We start from the raw sequence: 13,714 nt of genomic DNA, 5'->3' as shown, positions 1-13,714 counted from the left end.
TAGGGAGGGCCGACGGTTGCCATTTTTGCGGCGTCACGCCCGTGGCGCGTCGCCCTCTTCGAGCGCGAGCAAGAAGCGCTTCTTCTCAAGCCCTCCGCTATAGCCGCCCAGGCTGCCGTCGGACTTCACGACCCTGTGGCACGGCACCACGATCGGGAGGGGGTTCATGCCGCACGCTGTGCCTACCGCCCGCACGGCCTTCGCGTTGCCGGCACGCTCAGCGACCCACGCGTAGCTTTGCCGTTCCCCAAAGCCGATCTGCTCGATCGCTTCGTGCACGCTTCGGCGAAAGCCCTGGGAGAGGGTGCGGTCAAGGGGGAGCGTGAAGGTCCGACGGTTGCCGGCGAGGAAGTCGAGGACCTCATTTTTTGCGTCGCTCAGCACGTCGCGAGGATCGAGAGGCTTCTCTTGCGCTGTGAGCGGTCGGGATTTGCGTAGCTGTGCTTCGGTAAGGGCCTTCATGGCCTCGAGGTCGTCACTTTCGAAGGCGATGCGCACGAGCCCGCGTGATGTTGCCGCGAAAAGAAGAGTTCCGAGAGGTGAGGGGGCTTCAGCGAACTCGAGTGAGAGGGCGTCGGCGCAGTGTGTGGGCATGGCCGCTTCTTTCTTCGGCTCGAGGGTGGAGGACGTGGCGCCTGGGCGCTGTGGTGATTGTGGCACGCGTGCCTTTGAACTGTTTTCATGGGGCGCCGGAAGGAGCGCAATGAGCACAGATGTGTTGTGCGTCATATCTGGAGCGGCCTGGAATAAGCGCAGCCTCGCAAGAGTTGAGCCTAGTGAACTCAAGTTGAGTGATACATCGATTGACAACCCCGGTTTGGGGAGCGTTGACTAATCGCGTTCTTGAGCACAGCCAAGTTGATAGCGGTGCGGCCACCACGCAAATCCACCGGTCGCACACGCGGAAGGAGAACACTTATGTCACAGGCAGTAGGAATCGACCTCGGCACCACCAACTCTGTTGTTGCCGTTCTCGAAGGTGGCGAACCCACCGTTATCGCGAACGCCGAAGGTGCTCGCACCACCCCTTCGGTTGTGGCCTTCTCGAAGTCCGGCGAAGTCCTCGTCGGTGAAGTCGCAAAGCGCCAGGCCGCGACCAACGTTGACCGCACGTACTCGTCCGTGAAGCGCCACATGGGCACCGACTGGACGACCGATGTGGACGACAAGAAGTACACCCCCCAGGAAATCTCGGCTCGCATCCTCGGCAAGCTCAAGCGCGATGCCGAGTCGTACCTCGGTCAGAACGTGACCGATGCGGTCATCACCGTTCCCGCGTACTTCAACGACGCGGAACGCCAGGCCACGAAGGACGCCGGCCAGATCGCGGGCCTCAACGTCCTGCGCATCATCAACGAGCCCACCGCGGCCGCACTCGCGTACGGCCTCGAAAAGGGCAAGGATGACGAGCGCATCCTCGTGTTCGACCTCGGTGGCGGTACGTTCGACGTTTCGCTTCTCGAAATTTCGAAGGATGAGGACGGCTCGGCTATCCAGGTCGTGGCAACCGCTGGTGACAACCGCCTCGGTGGCGACGACTGGGATCAGCGTGTCGTGGACTACCTCGTGAGCCAGGTCAAGAACAAGGACGGCGTGGACCTCTCGAAGGACCGCATCGCCCTTCACCGCCTCAAGGAAGCCGCTGAACAGGCCAAGAAGGAACTCTCGAGCTCGACCTCGACCAACATTTCGCTCCAGTACCTCTCGATGAGCGAAAACGGCCCGATCCACCTCGACGAGAAGCTCACGCGCTCCCACTTCGAGGAGCTCACGAGCGACCTGCTCGAGCGCACCAAGGCACCGTTCCACCAGGTCATTAAGGACGCCGACGTTTCGGTTTCCGAGATCGACCACGTCATCCTCGTGGGTGGCTCGACCCGTATGCCGGCCGTGACCGAGGTTGTCACCTCGCTCACCGGCAAGGAGCCCAACAAGGGCGTCAACCCCGACGAGGTCGTGGCGTACGGCGCCGCGCTCCAGGCCGCAGTGATCAAGGGCGACCGCAAGGACGTGCTCCTCATGGACGTCACGCCGCTCTCGCTCGGCATCGAAACCAAGGGCGGGCTCATGACCAAACTCATCGAGCGCAACTCGGCGATCCCGACCAAGACCTCCGAGGTCTTCTCGACCGCTGACGACAACCAGCCCTCGGTCGCCATCCAGGTGTACCAGGGTGAGCGCCAGTTCACGCGTGACAACAAGCTGCTCGGCACCTTCGAGCTTTCCGGAATCGCTCCGGCACCCGCAGGCATGCCGCAGATCGAAGTGACCTTCGACATCGACTCCAACGGCATCGTGAACGTGTCCGCCAAGGATCGCGGCACCGGCAACGAGCAGTCGATCCAGATCACGGGCGGCTCGGGTCTCTCCGACGAAGAGATCGACCGTATGGTGAAGGACGCCGAGGCACACGCAGCCGAGGACGCCGAGCGCCGCAAGAACGCTGACGCTCGCAACACCCTCGAGCAGCTCACCTACCAGGGCGACAAGCTCCTCAAGGACAACGGCGACAAGATCCAGGATGCCGATAAGACCGCGGCTGAGGACGCGATCAAGGAGGCCAAGGAAACCCTCGCCAAGGAAGACGCCTCGACGAGCGACCTCGAAGCCGCACGCGAAGCACTGAGCGAGAAGCTCCAGGCTGTCGGCACCGCGATCTACTCGGCCGCTCAGGCCGAGCAGGAAGGTAACGCCGAAGGCGCCGACTCGGCCAACGCCACCTCGGGCGAAGACGACGACGTCGTCGACGCCGAGATCGTTGACGATGAGGACGACAAGTGAGCGAGAACGACAAACCGTTCACGTTCACCGATAAGCGCACGTCCACGAAAGGCGAGGAGCCAGACATGAACGAGCAGCAACCAGGCGGCGCGCCGGAGGAAACTCCCGCGCCCGCCGCGGCCACCGCGAACAGCACTGACACGCCCGAAGGCGCCGAGGTCGACGATCTCTCCGCCGAGGCCGGAGCCCTCTACGAGAGCGCTGTCGCCGAGACCGAAGCCCTCAAGGCGAAAGTGAACGAGCTCGAAGAGCAGCTCAAGCGCGACCAAGCAGAGTACGTGAACTCGCGCAGGCGCATCGAACAGAGCGCCGTCGTGGGTCAGCAGCAGGCCGTCGCAAAGGTCCTCACCTCGCTTCTGAGCGTCCTCGACGACATCGAGCTCGCTCGGCAGCACGGGGATATCGCCGAGGGCAGCCCGTTTGCCTCGATCACGAGCAAGCTTGAGGAAGCACTCGGTGCGCACGGACTCACGCGCTTTGGCGAAAAAGGCGAAGAATTCGACCCCGAAAAGCATGAAGCGCTCATGCACTCGAGCAGTGATGAGGCCGAGGCAACGAGCCTCGAGGTCATCATGCAGCCCGGTTACATGATGGGGGAACGTGTCCTGCGCCCGGCGCGCGTGGGCACGGTCGGCCCCAACTAAGGCAGGGCAAGCGTCGGCCCCTCCCGCCACGTGACACCGGAACGGGGCGGGCCGACGCCACCAGCACACCGCGAGGCGGCGGGCACACGCACCGCCGCCTCGCTCCATAGATTCACACTTTTGACGAGGAGACACCATGAGCCAGCAGGAATGGCTGAGCAAGGACTTTTATAAGATCCTCGGCGTCTCCCAGGACGCCTCCGCAGCAGAGATCAAAAAGGCCTATCGCAAGAAGGCGAAGGAGCTGCATCCGGACAGGCATCCCGGGGATGCCAAGGCAGAAGAGCGCTTCAAAGAGGTAGGCGAGGCTTACTCGATTTTGAGTGACGCCGAGCATCGCAAGCAGTACGACGCGATTCGCGCGATGGGCGCGGGCGGCGCACGCTTTTCCTCGGGCCCCGGCGGTGCCTCCGGCGGTGGATTCGAAGACCTCTTCGGTGCCTTCACCGGCGGTGGTTTCGGTGGTGGCGCGGGCGGCGTCAACATCGAAGATCTCATGGGAATGTTTGGCGGAGGCGGCTTCGGTGGGGCTCAGGGCCGCGCAGGCTTCTCGCCGAACGGCGGCTTTGGGCGCCAGGCACCTCAAAAAGGCGCCGACGTGAGTGCGAGCGTGAAGCTGAGCTTCCGCGACGCGGTGCTCGGAACCGAGGTGTCGTTTAGCGCCGGCGGGCGGAATATTACGACCCGTATTCCCGCGGGCGTTCACGACGGGCAGAAAATTCGGCTCAGGGGCAAAGGGCAAGCGTCGGCGAACGGTGGCGCCCCCGGCGACCTCATGCTCACCGCGAAGGTTGCACCCCACCCGCTTTACACCATGGACGGGATGAACCTGCGCATTGACGTTCCCATCACCCCCGCAGAGGCTACATTCGGTGCGAAAGTGCGTGTGCCGCTCCTCGATGGCGGGCACGTCACCATGAAGGTCCCCGCCGGCACTCCCTCCGGGCGCACGCTGCGTGCTAAAGGTAAAGGCGTTCGGGCCAAGAAGGGCACGGGTGACCTGCTCGTGACGCTCACGATTGCGCTTCCCGATACGCTCAGCGAAACCGCCGAGCGCGCCCTTCGCGACTTCGCCGAGGCCACGAGCGACTTCGATCCCCGGGCGGATTTTGCAAAGAACGCCACCCGTTAGCACCACGACCGACGGCCACGAGAAGGAGGAGACATGGCACCGTCACGTTTCGATGAGCACGCGGGAGTCTTCGTCATCTCGGTCGCGGCCGAGCTTACGGGGATGCACCCGCAAACCCTGCGCACCTACGATCGGCTTGGTATTGTGTCGCCGCAGCGCACGAGTGGGCGCGGGCGACGCTACAGCGCATGGAACATCGCGCAGTTGAGGCAGGTCCAAGCCCTCTCGCAAGAGGAAGGCATCAACCTTGCGGGAATCAAGCGGATCCTCGAGCTGCAAAACGAGGTGGAGAGGCTCAGGGCCGAACTCGACGAAGTCACCGAAGAGCGAGACGAGCAGCGCCGCCGCGATAGCCGCATTTTCGCGACCTCGCAAACCGGTGAAGTCGAAGCGATGCGCCGCGGCCAGCGGCCACGCCGACGCCAAGCGGGTGCGCTCGTCGTGTGGAGGCCCGAAGGTTCCCGCTAGCGCGTGAGCTGGCTCCGGTAGAACTCGCGCCACTTCGCGGCGACCGACGCCCTCGAATAGCGGGCCGCGCCTTCGCGTGCGGACCGCTGGGCCTTCGCATACGCAGCGGGGGAGTCCTTCAGACTCGTGAGGGCCTCGACGAATCCATCGATCTCACCACGGCCGGCCTGAACGCGCGTCGCGTGATCGAACAGCACGCCTTCGTAGTACACGAGGTCACGCACCACGATAGGGGTGTCGGTTGCCATGGCTTCGAGGATCGTCATGGGAAAGAGCTCCTCGTAGCTTGGCAGGAAAAACGCATCCGCGGCGTTGAAGCACTCATTCATCTCCTCGCGCGGCACAAGCCCAATGAGCTTGACGTTCGTGGGGAGATTCTCTTTTGCCTTTGTGATTTGTTCGTAGCCGCTCGTGATGCGACCGAAAGAAAAGTCCCCGGCCCACACGAAAAGCGCCTCAGGCATCGCGCGTGCAACGTCGAGAAGATCAAAAAATCCCTTGCGGGTTTGGAGCTGGCCGGCACACATGACCACGAAGCGAGTGTCCTCTGCACCCCAGGCCCGTCGCCGCTGTGCGATGCTCTCGTTTCTCTCGAGCGGATGGAACTGTTCCTCCGAAACGAAATTCGGGATAAACGTGATGCGTGACGGATCGAAGCCGTATTCGCTTTCGAGCGCCGTGATGAACCAGGGATTGACCGTGACGAGCGTATCCGTGGCGCGGTAGAAGTTCAGCATATAGCGGTAGAACGCCCAGCGTGCCGGTTTCGGCATCGCGATCGAATCATCGACGGTCTCTGGAATGAAGTGCACGTGGGCGAGCGTCGCCCCACGCCGCTTGGCGAGGGGGATCGCAGCGCGATATTCCGGATTGATGGAATGGAAATGGTTGATGTCGCCGAAGCGTCCGAGGCGTGCTCGCGGGTTGATATCGAATTCGTCGCTAAGCTCCGCGCTGATGAGTGCGACCTGCTCGAGGTAGGCGCTTCCCACCCCCTGACCCGCGACGGAGTCGGCTTTCGAAAATGCGTGAATGCGTGGTTTCGCCATGCGTGCGCCCTCTTACCAGGGGAGGAGATTGGTGACGAGCGCGCTAATGCCGAGCCCGTATGCCACGAGGGTGGGGATCTTCCCCAGGAGGATGATCCACGCGTACGTCGAGAACTTCATTTTCGTCGTGCCCGCGAGGTAGCAGAGGAGGTCATCCGGGGCGATGGGCAGCACGATCGCCGCTGCAAACGCGGTCGTGAAACCGGGTTTCCTCGTCCACCCGAGATACTTTTCGATCGTCTTCTCGCTGAACATCGCTTCGATGAGAGCCATGCCCACCTGGCGTGCCACGATGAAGTTCGTGAGCGAGCCGGCGCACACCGCGAGCCAGTTATAGATTGTGCCCTCGATCGGCCCGAACAGAATTGGAGCAGCGATCACGAGGAGCCCGGCGGGGATGATGGGAAACATCACCGAGGCGAAGCTCGCCGCCATAAAACCTATCGGTCCCCAGATCCCGAGCGAATCGATGTACGCCTGAAGGGAATCGAGGGACTTGAGTGTACCGGTCTTAATACCCCACGCGACGAGGCCGATCGAGAACGCGAGCCCTACGAACGGCATGACCTTGACCGCAATCTGAATGGCCTTCTTGTGTGCGGTAACGCGTTCGGCGGTGTGCTCACCGAAGCGCGACTGATGGTGCTCTCTCGCACTCATCTGATCCCGCGGTTCGATCGCGGGAGCGATATTGGTGCGTGAACGCTCCGTAGGAGTAAAGGGAAGTTTTTCGGCGCCCGGGAACGCTGGCGAGGAGCTTTCGGTTGGTGCGGTTGTGGGATCCTCGTGTGCACTCATGCGGCCAGGCGCTCTTCTCCATTGGTCGTGCAGCGAGGGGCCTTTGCGGCGCCCTCGGGTCGGGTGGAAATCTTCAAACTCAACGGGCTGCGGTGGCGTCCGGTTCCGACGCTTGCGAGCACCTTTTCGTAGACCTCTTTTGCGGAGCGCCCAAAAGCTTCCGCCGAAAAAACCGTGGCGGCGCGCCGAGCGGCGCAGGCTGCCATGCGGGCACGCAGCGCATCATCCTCGAGAATGTCGGCAAGACGCTCGGCGAACTGGGTCGAGTCTGCGTAGGTGTAACCAGTTTTGCCTTCGAGGATCACGCCGTCGAGGGAATCATCCTTGCGGCACAGGAGCGGGAGGCCACACGCCATGGCCTCGATGAACGTGAGGCCCTGGGTTTCGCTGAGCGAAGCCGAGACGAAAAGATCGGCCATGCGGTAGTAGTCGGCGACCTCCTCGGGCGGGCGGAAACCGGCAAAACGCACCATGTCGCGGATTCCGAGATGGTCGACGAGACCTTCGAGCTCGTCGCGCGAAGGGCCATCGCCCACAAGCACGAATACGGTGTTCGAGGGGCGAGCTTTCGCGAGGTGGCGAAGAACATCGTCGACGCTTTTCTCCTTCGCGAGGCGGCACACCGAGACGAGAACCTTCGTGCCTTCGGCGATGCCGAGTTCGCTGCGAATCTCGCGGCTGCGCTCGAGATCGGCACTCGTCTGGGCGGCGCGGAACCGGGAAAGGTCGAGGCCCGTGGGAATCACGGCGATCGGTTGTGTGACGCCGTAACCGCGCAGAAGCTTTTCGACTTTCGCGGTCGGTGTGATCACTGCACTGACCTGCTCGCAGAACTTCTTCGAAAAGGCCGTGATCATCTTCTTGCCCATCGTCTTCGTGGGCGCGTAGTAGTGGGTGTAGTCCTCGTAGATTGTGTGGTACGTGTGCACGATCGGGATGCCTAGCGCCTTCGCAATCGTGCGGGCCCACAGGAAGGTCGAAAACTCGCACTGCGAGTGAATGACATCCGGGTGCCATTCCTCGATTTCGCGGCGGATCTTCCGGTTCGGGAGCACCGAGATACGCGCGTGGTCATAGAACATCGAAGCGTTGAGAGAAGCGAGCCGGTACACCCCGTCTCGTGAGGAGGACCTGAGGGACTCGGCGAGGGTCAACACACGCACGTCGCAGCCAAGCATTTCGAGCTGCTTCTTGAGCGTGAGAACGCTTGTGACGACCCCGTTGACAACCGGCTCGTACCAGTCGGTTGTAATAAGGACCTTGAGAGGCTCTCGATCACTGCTGTGCATCATCATGTCTCCATCGTGAGTCGCGGAGGCTTGTGGACACATCAGTCATGGGGATCGACTCAATCATCCCCGAGACTGATATTGCTCAACCCGCGAGGCTAAGACCTCACCGGCAAGCAAGGCTTGCAAACCCGCAGGCGGGCGCGTGACCACAACGCTTCGCACTTCGAGACTATGTGTCCTATGTTTCGGGGCGGTGAACGCCATCCCGGAGTTTTCCCGGAATCGCGTGCGGGGAGAAAGGCCTCAGTTGCGCGAAGTCACGCGCGCGGGAACGCAACTGAGACCTCGAGGCTCGATATAGTCGCGGCTATGGTGCACACGGAAAATTCGCCGGAAGCGGCGGCCTTGCTCGATATACAACCGGTCATTGTCGGGGGTGACATCGGCGCTTACTCACTAGCGCGCGCCTTTCACGAGGCGTACGGGGTCAAGTCGATCGTTGTGAGCGCGAAACTCGGTTGGCAGATCGCGAGGAGCGCGATTATTGACAACGTGTTGTGCGAGGATCCCATGGACCCCGAAGTGCTCGCGTCGTCGCTCACTGCCATCGCCGAGAAGATCAGGCGCGCGCGGCCGGACGCTCACGCCATCGTTTTGGGGTCCGCTGATGCCACGGTCAAATCCATCATCCGGGTCCGTGATGAGCTCGGAGCAATGGACCCCACGTGGATCGTGCCGTACGTGGGTCTCGAGGCGTTCGAGGCTGGCACCGAGAAAAACAACTTCACGCGCCTGTGCGAAAAGCTCGGTGTCGACCACCCCGAAACGGTGATCGTCGATCTCGCAGCGGGGGTGCCGGAATCATTCGACCTCCCCTTTGACTACCCCGTAATCGCGAAACCGGCCGACGTTTCGGCGTGGAAGCGAACGAGTTTTGTTGGGAAATCCAAGGTCCACACTGTAGCGAACGAGCAGGATCTGCGTGCACTTTTTGCGAAGATCCACGGGGCCGGCTATCGCAAATCGATCATCGTCCAGGATCTCATTCCCGGGGACGATCAAAACATGCGCATCCTCACCGCCTATTGCGACCGTGACTCCCGTATTCGGTTTGCCTCGTGGGGGCGGACGCTGCTCGAGGAACACACTCCAGGCGCCATTGGTAATCCCGCAGCGATCGTCTCGGGCGTCAATTGCGAAGCCGTGGCGCAGGCCCAAAAAATTGTGACTGAGCTCGGTTGGACCGGCTATGCGAACTTCGACCTCAAGTATGATCCGCGAACGGGCCGAACCGTGTTCTTTGAGCTTAATCCCCGACTCGGCCGCTCTAACTACTACATCACCGCAGCTGGCCACAATCCTGTCACCTACTACGTCAACGAGCACCTCCTCGGTGCCTTCAAAGAGCCGGGGGAGATTGTTCAGGACCAGCCCGAAACGCTCTACACCGTGGTGCCGGTGGCCCTGGTCAAGCACTACACCCGCGACCCCGAATCGCGCGCGATCCTCGAGCGCGTACTCAAGGCGAGACGTGTCAAGAATCCGCTTAACTATCGCGGAGTCGAAAAAGACCCGAAACGCTGGTTCTACTACTATGCGGCGCTCGTGAACTACGTGAAAAAATTCCGCACGCACTACAAACCCGATTATGCAGACGTGCAGGCTTCGGGGGAGAAGTGATGACGGTGTGGCAGAACCCTTTCGTAGGGGTACTTGGAGGGGTGGGGCCCGGGGCGACCGCCGTGTTCATGGACGTCCTTGTGCGAGCGACCGCTGCTCGAACGGACCAGGACCACATTGATTGCATCGTGATGCAGCACGCGAGCACCCCCGATCGTACGCGCCATATCCTCGACCCTGAGCATGCAGAGGACCCGGGCCCTGTGCTGGCCCGCGATGCGGCATTTTTGGAGAATGCGGGAGCGTCGTTTCTCGTGCTGCCCTGCAACACCGCCCATCACTACGCCGAAGCGATCGATTCGTGTGTGGACATCCAGCTGCTCTCGATTGTCGATGTCACGGTACGAGCCGCCACCCAGCGTTTACGAGAGAGACGAGCAGAGGGGGCACCCGTTGCCGTTTTCGCGACAGAGGGCAACATCCAAGCGCGGGTGTATCAGGATGCACTCGAGCACGCGGGTCTCACTGCGCTCGTTCCCGAACGAGACGTTCAAGATGTCGTGAACTCTCTCATCTACGACCAAGTCAAGGCCGGCCGCCCCGTTGACCTCCCTGCTCTTTCGGGCATTATTGACGCTATGGAGGCGGCTGGCGCGGGTGCCGTGATCTTTGGGTGCACCGAATTGAGTTTGATCTTTGACAAGGAATCGATGTCAGGCGACAGGCGCATTGTTGACTCGCTGCGTGAGCTCGCGAAGGCGACGGTCAAGAATACGGGCAGGCACCTTACACCGGCCTTCGCGCACTAAGCCCCGGGTCTTAGAAGCCGGTCTGGGTGGGGCGCGGGTAGTGTGTCTGGAATTTTCTTATGTGATTGGCGGCAACTGCGAGGGAGTAGAGCTTGGCACGCGGGTTGTCGGGACCGTATACCCACGGATTCTTCACGCCCTTGCGAGCAGCCCTCTTAACCTTCGTCCACAGAGCCGAATCCTTCACATAGCGTGAAAGAAGAGCCATGGGCACAAGCGAGTAGAGGATGCTTTCCTTGACGTCGACACACTCGAGTGAGGTGTCATGGAGAGCGTCGGCTAACGGGAATTGGGCAACGTTTGCACCCGCGCCCGTCACGTAAAAATTATTGCGCCCTATTCGTGGGTTGATCTCGAGAAAAAGAAGTGTGCCCGTTTTCGGATCGCGTTTGAGGTCGACATTCGCGAAGCCTCGGTAATCGACTGCATCGAGAAGCCTTGTAGCCTGCGCGAGTACATCGGGATCGAATTGCGTGAGCATCGCCGCGGGGCGCCCGAGTGCTTCGGGGGTGTGCTCTTCAAGAAGGACGCGAGCACTCGCGCGCAAAGTCACGCTTCCGTTCTTGTCGCGATAAAGCGTGAGGGACCACATGGCAGTGTCATCCCCCGGAATCAATTCCTGGACAACGAAACGCCCAGTGAAGGCCGCGTCGCGATGGTTGGTCCACACCTGATCGAGCTCGGCCTGTGAGCGGACAAAATAGACTTTCTTCTTCTCGGGAATAGAGAGACCGAGAAGAGCTGAAGCTTTCGCGACCTTTGCGACCACGGGGAACTCGAGCTTGGTTGGTGAGGGGAATGGGTCGCACGAGAAATCGACAATCTCAGTGCGCGGCGCGGGTACCTTATTGGTCGCGCACAGCTTCGCGAATTCCGCTTTGTCCACGATCGCCTCGAGTGCCTGATCAGAAGGGATCGGAAGTACAAAGTACTTCTCGAGCGACCCTCTGTGCTTAGCGAACATCTCGACAAGCGCGTCCTCGTTGCACAGCAGGAGGTGTTTTGCAGGTGTTCGCCCCGCAGTCAGCGCTTCTGCTTCACGCGAGCGGGCGCGTGCGAGCAGTTCCGCGACGATGTCGGCATCGGAAGCCGTCGGACCGAGCTCGATGACCGCTCCACTCGCTGAGTGCTTCTGTGCCGCGATAGGGGTGCGGGTAATGGTTGTGGTGCGCACTCCTGTCAGTGCGTGAAAAGCCGTGGAAAGCGTGTAGATGCCGAGCCCTGTACCGACGAGAAAAATCTCGAGCGAAGATTTGTATCCGCTGTTCACGCGACGACCTCCGTGCGTTTGATGAAGAATTCTTCGTGCCACACGAGGAAGCAGTAGATCGACCAAATGCGTTTCATGTAGCCATCGGTTCCGGAGAGATGGCGATCGAGGAGCCCGTTGATGTAATCGCGATCGAAAAATTTTTCGGCAGCTTCCGAATTGAATGCTTCTCGCACTTTCGTCGCATACTCTTCCTCGCGGAGCCAGCCGTTGAGCGGAACGGGAAATCCGAGTTTCTTTTTGCGGGCAGTTGCGCGGGGAATGCGTTTTTCCGCAGCGTAACGAAGTGCGGTCTTCGTGCTTTCCTTGGATACTCGAAGGGGGGTAGGAAGGCGTCGAGCCACCGCCCATACGCCTCGATCAAGGAAGGGGACTCGAAGCTCGAGTGAGTGAGCCATGGACATCTTGTCGGCTTTGAGGTTGATGTCGTGCATCATCCACGTGTGGATATCCACGTATTGCATCGTTGTGATGTCGTCGAGGTGCGAGCAGCGCCTAAACAATGCACGAGTGCGCTCCGCAGTGGGGACCGCGCTCGTGGCTGCGAGCGACCCCTTTTTCAGCACTTTGAGTCGCTCGGCCTCGCTGAACACGTATTGGTTGCGGAAGAAGCGTTCGCTCAGGGGCTTCGCAGCGCGCGTGAGGAAGCGTCGCCCAGGAACCTTGGGAAGGTGGACCGCTCCTTTCGCCAGCAAGCGACGCACGGGTACCGGAACCAAGCGGGTGTAGAGCGCGTAATCGAGAGGCTCGCGGTACTGGTTGTACCCTCCAAATAACTCGTCTGCACCTTCGCCGCTCATCACAACCTTGACGGATTCCGCAGCGTGTTTCGTCAGAAAGAAGAGGGGAAGTGCCGAGGGGTTGGGGAGGGGCTCATCCATGAAGTATTGGATGTCTGGAACTGTCGCGAAAGTCTCTTCTGCACCGAGCACCTTAGCGGAAAAGTTGACGTCGATATGATTTGCAAACTCTCGCGCATAGCTCAACTCAGAGAATTGCTCTTCGCTATAGCCCACCGAGAAGGCCTTGACATTGGAAGTCTTCGAAGCAAATTCGTTCGTGATATATGACGAGTCGATTCCTGAAGAAAGAAAGCAGCCAACCTCGACATCGGAAATGCGGTGCGTGTCGACGCTTTCTGTGATGCAAGTCTGAATTGTTTCGGTCCACTCGTCGAGGCTTTTCGTTGGATCTTCGTCGAACTCCGGCGTGAAATATCGTTCGATTGAGAGCTTGCCCTCACGAAAGGTGAAGAAATGGCCGGCAAGAAGCTTCTTGACCCCATCGAACATTGTCTCTTCGCCAGGAATGTACTCGAAGCTCAGGTAATCGGCCAGAGCGCGTTCGTTGACGGCCTTGTGGAAATGGGGGTGTGCGAGGAATGATTTGATCTCGCTCCCGTAGAGAAACGTTTTTTCGTTGTGCTGGTAGTAGAAGGGTTTGATTCCGAATGGGTCGCGCGCACCAAAGAGCGTGCGTGACTCGCGGTCCCAAATCACGAAGGCGAACATTCCGCGGAGGTGGTTGACGACGTCTTCTCCCCACTCTTCGAAGCCATGGAGGATGACTTCCGTGTCGGCGTCAGTGCGAAATGTGTGCCCCGCCTCCTCGAGCTGTTCGCGAAGGAGTGGGAAGTTGTAGATCTCTCCATTGAAGGTGATCCACTTACTCTCGTCTTCATTGGCGATTGGCTGGTGACCGTGATCGAGATCGATGATCGATAAACGGCGGAATCCGAGAGCAGCGGAGTCGTCGACGTAGTAGCCATCCGAGTCGGGGCCACGGTGCTTGATGAGGTCGGCCATGCGCGAGAGAACAGCCTTGCGTTCAGTCGTGGTCGAATCTATGAAGCCGGTTATCCCGCACATGTGGATCCCTTCTGGGGTAACAACTGTTAGATTTTGCTGACCC

At 60.6% G+C, this 13,714-nt stretch carries 12 protein-coding genes; 6 read left to right on the top strand and 6 right to left on the bottom strand.

The features are described from left to right. Window positions 1-33 precede the first annotated feature (33 nt). Window positions 34-594 carry a methylated-DNA--[protein]-cysteine S-methyltransferase gene (locus tag NBW56_RS07210; protein ID WP_250258628.1) on the bottom strand — a complete coding sequence of 187 codons (561 nt, stop codon included), beginning with the start codon at window positions 592-594 and terminating at the stop codon, window positions 34-36. Between the two features lie 324 nt (window positions 595-918). Here NBW56_RS07210 and dnaK point away from each other — a divergent pair, with 324 nt between their 5' ends. From dnaK to NBW56_RS07190, 4 genes are all read left to right on the top strand, one after another. Continuing rightward, window positions 919-2,781, top strand: coding sequence for a molecular chaperone DnaK (gene dnaK / locus NBW56_RS07205; protein ID WP_250258627.1), 1,863 nt, complete (start codon window positions 919-921; stop codon window positions 2,779-2,781). Next, window positions 2,778-3,425: a nucleotide exchange factor GrpE gene (locus tag NBW56_RS07200; RefSeq protein WP_250258626.1), complete on the top strand. Its 648-nt coding sequence runs from the start codon at window positions 2,778-2,780 to the stop codon at window positions 3,423-3,425. The genes dnaK and NBW56_RS07200 overlap by 4 nt, the downstream gene beginning before the upstream one ends. Window positions 3,426-3,561: 136 nt before the next feature. Continuing rightward, window positions 3,562-4,557, top strand: a complete 996-nt coding sequence (locus NBW56_RS07195; protein ID WP_250258625.1) for a DnaJ C-terminal domain-containing protein — start codon at window positions 3,562-3,564, stop codon at window positions 4,555-4,557. Between the two features lie 33 nt (window positions 4,558-4,590). Continuing rightward, a complete protein-coding gene (locus NBW56_RS07190; protein ID WP_126847588.1) occupies window positions 4,591-5,025 on the top strand; it encodes a heat shock protein transcriptional repressor HspR in 435 nt (144 codons plus the stop codon). On the opposite strand, the gene NBW56_RS07185 is transcribed toward NBW56_RS07190, so the two are convergent. The 3 genes from NBW56_RS07185 to NBW56_RS07175 are packed head-to-tail and all read right to left on the bottom strand — an operon-like array spanning window position 5,022 to window position 8,167. Then, window positions 5,022-6,074: a glycosyltransferase family 4 protein gene (locus NBW56_RS07185; protein ID WP_250258624.1), complete on the bottom strand. Its 1,053-nt coding sequence runs from the start codon at window positions 6,072-6,074 to the stop codon at window positions 5,022-5,024. The genes NBW56_RS07190 and NBW56_RS07185 overlap by 4 nt on opposite strands. Window positions 6,075-6,086: 12 nt before the next feature. Further along, complete coding sequence (locus NBW56_RS07180; RefSeq protein ID WP_250258623.1) at window positions 6,087-6,872, bottom strand: TVP38/TMEM64 family protein; 786 nt, start codon at window positions 6,870-6,872, stop codon at window positions 6,087-6,089. Then, window positions 6,869-8,167, bottom strand: coding sequence for a glycosyltransferase family 4 protein (locus tag NBW56_RS07175; RefSeq protein ID WP_250258622.1), 1,299 nt, complete (start codon window positions 8,165-8,167; stop codon window positions 6,869-6,871). Before NBW56_RS07175 ends, NBW56_RS07180 begins: the two co-directional genes overlap by 4 nt. A gap of 306 nt (window positions 8,168-8,473) precedes the next feature. Between NBW56_RS07175 and NBW56_RS07170 the strand changes: the two genes are divergently transcribed. Beyond that, on the top strand, window positions 8,474-9,784 hold the full coding sequence (locus NBW56_RS07170; RefSeq protein ID WP_065247582.1) for a carboxylate--amine ligase: 1,311 nt from the start codon (window positions 8,474-8,476) through the stop codon (window positions 9,782-9,784). After that, on the top strand, window positions 9,784-10,533 hold the full coding sequence (gene cuyB / locus NBW56_RS07165; protein ID WP_250258621.1) for a cysteate racemase: 750 nt from the start codon (window positions 9,784-9,786) through the stop codon (window positions 10,531-10,533). Before NBW56_RS07170 ends, cuyB begins: the two co-directional genes overlap by 1 nt. Before the next feature lie 10 nt (window positions 10,534-10,543). Here the strand turns inward: cuyB and NBW56_RS07160 are convergent, their stop codons facing one another. Together NBW56_RS07160 and asnB are read right to left on the bottom strand one after the other, a co-directional pair. Next, window positions 10,544-11,803, bottom strand: coding sequence for a carboxylate--amine ligase (locus tag NBW56_RS07160; protein ID WP_250258620.1), 1,260 nt, complete (start codon window positions 11,801-11,803; stop codon window positions 10,544-10,546). Further along, on the bottom strand, window positions 11,800-13,671 hold the full coding sequence (gene asnB, locus NBW56_RS07155) for an asparagine synthase (glutamine-hydrolyzing) (protein WP_250258619.1): 1,872 nt from the start codon (window positions 13,669-13,671) through the stop codon (window positions 11,800-11,802). The genes NBW56_RS07160 and asnB overlap by 4 nt, the downstream gene beginning before the upstream one ends. Window positions 13,672-13,714: the final 43 nt, after the last annotated feature.

The sequence above is a fragment of the Dermabacter sp. Marseille-Q3180 genome, assembly GCF_940792985.1.
Lineage (GTDB): Bacteria > Actinomycetota > Actinomycetes > Actinomycetales > Dermabacteraceae > Dermabacter > Dermabacter vaginalis.
The sequence above is the reverse complement of the archived record's forward strand: the minus strand, read 5'-3'. Positions and strand labels throughout refer to the sequence as shown.

What these genes read in the sequence shown, in the direction of transcription:
- NBW56_RS07210 (WP_250258628.1), bottom strand. Translation starts at nt 594, where the DNA reads ATGCCCACACACTGCGCCGACGCCCTCTCACTCGAGTTCGCTGAAGCC.
- dnaK (WP_250258627.1), top strand. Translation starts at nt 919, where the DNA reads ATGTCACAGGCAGTAGGAATCGACCTCGGCACCACCAACTCTGTTGTT.
- NBW56_RS07195 (WP_250258625.1), top strand. Translation starts at nt 3,562, where the DNA reads ATGAGCCAGCAGGAATGGCTGAGCAAGGACTTTTATAAGATCCTCGGC.
- NBW56_RS07190 (WP_126847588.1), top strand. Translation starts at nt 4,591, where the DNA reads ATGGCACCGTCACGTTTCGATGAGCACGCGGGAGTCTTCGTCATCTCG.
- NBW56_RS07185 (WP_250258624.1), bottom strand. Translation starts at nt 6,074, where the DNA reads ATGGCGAAACCACGCATTCACGCATTTTCGAAAGCCGACTCCGTCGCG.
- NBW56_RS07180 (WP_250258623.1), bottom strand. Translation starts at nt 6,872, where the DNA reads ATGAGTGCACACGAGGATCCCACAACCGCACCAACCGAAAGCTCCTCG.
- NBW56_RS07175 (WP_250258622.1), bottom strand. Translation starts at nt 8,167, where the DNA reads ATGATGATGCACAGCAGTGATCGAGAGCCTCTCAAGGTCCTTATTACA.
- NBW56_RS07170 (WP_065247582.1), top strand. Translation starts at nt 8,474, where the DNA reads ATGGTGCACACGGAAAATTCGCCGGAAGCGGCGGCCTTGCTCGATATA.
- cuyB (WP_250258621.1), top strand. Translation starts at nt 9,784, where the DNA reads ATGACGGTGTGGCAGAACCCTTTCGTAGGGGTACTTGGAGGGGTGGGG.
- asnB (WP_250258619.1), bottom strand. Translation starts at nt 13,671, where the DNA reads ATGTGCGGGATAACCGGCTTCATAGATTCGACCACGACTGAACGCAAG.